Annotated in this window: 3 protein-coding genes and 1 pseudogene; 1 reads left to right on the plus strand and 3 read right to left on the minus strand. The window is 74.5% G+C overall.

What is annotated here, in order from left to right; translation table 11 throughout:
- Positions 1–33 precede the first annotated feature (33 nt).
- Complete coding sequence (locus B7767_RS10855) at positions 34–495, plus strand: hypothetical protein (RefSeq protein ID WP_085572017.1); 462 nt, start codon at positions 34–36, stop codon at positions 493–495.
- 18 nt (positions 496–513) lie between these two features.
- On the opposite strand, the gene B7767_RS10860 is transcribed toward B7767_RS10855, so the two are convergent.
- The 3 genes and pseudogenes from B7767_RS10860 to B7767_RS10870 all read right to left on the minus strand — a co-directional run.
- Positions 514–699, minus strand: coding sequence for a hypothetical protein (locus tag B7767_RS10860; protein ID WP_073937149.1), 186 nt, complete (start codon positions 697–699; stop codon positions 514–516).
- Between the two features lie 180 nt (positions 700–879).
- Positions 880–2,244 (minus strand): amidohydrolase, encoded by a 1,365-nt coding sequence (locus B7767_RS10865; protein ID WP_085572018.1) that lies wholly within the window; start codon positions 2,242–2,244, stop codon positions 880–882.
- Positions 2,245–2,248: 4 nt separating this feature from the next.
- Positions 2,249–2,559 (minus strand): annotated as a pseudogene (locus B7767_RS10870) (FUSC family protein); the annotation flags it as partial.

The following is a 2,559-nucleotide window of genomic DNA, read 5'->3' on the forward strand; positions in this document are numbered from 1 at the left end:
GCACCAGCGCACCCCCCATCCCCGGGGCCGGGCGTGACGGGCGGCGCGCCCGGCACCCGCGTGCTGAGCCTGGACTCGCTGGTGCGGTTCCAGCGCGAACGGCACGCCCCCGGCGCCCGCGCCCCCCGGCGGCTCCCCGTCCCCGACGGCATGACCGCGCCCATGGGCTGCGACGCGGTGGCGGTGCCCGCCAGCTTCGGCCCGCTGGTGATGCCCCGGCTGCCCCGTGTGGGCTGCGTGTACGCGGATGACGCGCACTGGTGGTGGCTGGTCCCGTCCGATTCCGACTACGCCATGGAGTGGCCGGCCCCCGCCCACTACGCCACCGGCGCGGTCCTCCCCGGCCCCTCGGACGCCCCCGGTGCCCCGGACCTCCCCGGTCTGATCCACCGCCCCGACGGCACGCTCCCCTACACGCCGCCGATACCGCTCTATCTCGCCCTGTGCCGCCTGACGGGAACGCCTCCCGCCTGGTCACGCCCCGTCACCGCGTAACCGGGCGCCCCGGCCCGGTCACGCCGTGGCGTCGCCGCCCCCGCCGTCCCCCCGGACGATCACCAGGAACATGTCGGTCGCGAGGTCCATGACAACCTCGGCGGGCAGACCCTCCAGGCGACGCGCGTGGGCGAACTCCTCCGCCGGCCAGGAGCCACGCGGTCCACCTGCGGGAAAGCGTTCGAGCACCGTTCGCCCGTTCACCCTGCCACCTCCATGCTGCGTTGTACTCGTAGAGTTAAACGCCAACCATGGGGTGAACGCCTTGTTCAGTGACGGTACTGAGACGTAGTTGACACCCGTTCACCGCCAAGTGTGACCGGACTCTCGACCGATCGCACCAAGAGGTCACCCTGCGTACCGGCCGCCGCACCGATCGTGCCGTCAGGTGCCGTACTCCTGGATCCGCCGCCCGTGGCTCCGGTCGACCAGCGCGGGCAGCCGCTCCCCCAGCTCCCGCACCACCCCGGGCACGTCGATCGTGAGCAGTTCCCGGTCCCGCATGAGGATCCGGCCGTCGACGATCGTCGTACGGACGTCGGCGGCGCGGGCGCTGTGCACCAGGGTCGCGGCGAGGTCGTGCACGGGCTGGGTGTGCGGCCCGGTGAGGTCGACGAGGACGAGGTCGGCGCGGCGGCCCGGCGCGATACTGCCGACGCTGCCGCCGAGGCCGACCGCGCGGGCGCTCTGCAGGGTGGCGTGGTGCAGGGCCTGCCGGGAGGTCAGCCAGCGGGGATCGTTCTCGGCGGACTTCTGGATCAGGGAGGTGAGCGCCATCGACTCCCACACGTCGAGGGAGTTGTTGGAGGCGGCCCCGTCGGTGGCGAGTCCGACCGGGACGCCGATGCCGCGCAGGGCGCGTACGGGTGTGGTGTGGGGCCAGGCGAACTTGAGGTAGCCGCGGGGCGCGGTGGCCACGGCCGTACGGCCGCTTGCCCGCTCCAGCAGCGGCAGGTCGCTCTCGACGATGCCGGTGCCGTGGGCGATGAGCACGTCGGTGTCGAGGACGCCGGTGCGGTGCAGGACCTCGATGGGGGTGACGCCGTGCCGGGCGAGGCAGGCCTCGGTCTGGTCGCGGTTCTCGGCGGCGTGCAGGTGCACGGGCAGCCCGTGCTCGTGCGCCAGCCGCGCGGTGGCGGCGAGGTCGGTGTCGTCGACGGTGTAGGGGGCGTGCGGGGCGAGGGCGGTGGTGATACGGCCGTCGGCGGCCCCCCGGTGCCGCAGCGCGAACGCCAGCGACCGTTCCCGCCCCTCGGCCCCCTGCGAGGAGAAGAACGCCTCCCCCAGCAGCGCCCGCATCCCGCACCCGGCGACGACGGCGGCGACCGCGTCCATGGCGAAGTAGTGGTCGGCGAAGCAGGTGACCCCGCCCCGGATCATCTCGGCGCAGGCGAGCAGCGCGCCCAGTTCGACGTCCCGTCCGGTGAGGTTGGACTCGACCGGCCAGATGACGTCGTTGAACCACTCCTCGGTCGGCAGGTCCTCGGCGAGGCCGCGCAGGGCGACCATCGGGGCGTGCGTGTGGCAGTTGATCAGACCGGGCAGCGCGACCTGCCCCCGGGCGTCGATCCGCTCCCGGGCCGCCCGCCCCGCGACCGCCCCGGCACCGGTCACCTCCTCCACCACCCCACCCCGTACGACGATCGCCGAGTCCTCCGCGAAGCCGATCCGTTCCCGGTCGTCGTGCGTGAGGACGGCGCATCCGGTGACGACGAGGTCGGCCGGGCTCTCCGTGGCAGCGGGCGTCATCCCGTCAACGTACGACGCGGTCGCGGTCCGGCGTGAGCCGAACCGCGACATCCCCCCGGCTCCCCAGGCGGTCCACGAGCTCGGCCAGCCGCCGGACGTGCCGGGGGTCGAGGCGGCCGGTGTCGTCGAGGTGGACGGCGCCGGCGGTGACGGTGTCGACGAGCAGTTCGAGGGTGGCGGCGGTCTCGTCGGTGCCGTCGGCGTGCCGGGCCAGCGGGGGGAGTTCGGCCGAGGCGAGGGCGATGGCGGCGCGGGCCTCGGCGAGGGTGCGGTAGGCCTCGCGGCGCAGCGCCCAGCGGCCGGCCCGGTCGTCGG

The organism is Streptomyces sp. 13-12-16 (genome assembly GCF_002114215.1).
Lineage (GTDB): Bacteria > Actinomycetota > Actinomycetes > Streptomycetales > Streptomycetaceae > Streptomyces.

Coding starts and splice junctions, on each gene's coding strand:
- B7767_RS10865 (WP_085572018.1), bottom strand. CDS start 2,244: ATGACGCCCGCTGCCACGGAGAGCCCGGCCGACCTCGTCGTCACCGGA.